This is a genomic window from Citrobacter sp. TBCS-15, assembly GCF_005280815.1.
GTDB lineage: Bacteria > Pseudomonadota > Gammaproteobacteria > Enterobacterales > Enterobacteriaceae > Citrobacter > Citrobacter werkmanii.
Window position 1 is genome coordinate 1 of the sequence record NZ_SZWK01000193.1, and the last position, 260, is coordinate 260.

Sequence of the window (260 nt, forward strand, 5' to 3'; positions counted from 1 at the left end):
AGCAATTTTTGGGCTTTCTCAGCACGTTTAGCAAGTCGTTCGTTAGCTTGTTCCAGTTGTTCCTTTTGTCGCTGTAAGCTCAAGTTATGATTGATATAAGCAATTTGTTGTGCATGTCGTCCAAGCTTACCTTGCGTGTTAAGCTCGATTAGTTTAGCCATTCCCTCGCCAAGAATTTCATCTGGCAAAAGATTATACTTGTATTTTTTATTTGTGTTGCGTACGTAGTTGTCAAGCGTTTGTTTAATTTTAAGTTTTTT

The 260-nt window shown here is 37.3% G+C and carries 1 protein-coding gene; it reads right to left on the reverse strand.

What is annotated here, in order from left to right:
• Nucleotides 1–260 (reverse strand): hypothetical protein (locus tag FDW96_RS12630; RefSeq protein ID WP_212732891.1); only part of this gene is annotated, 260 nt, incomplete at both ends.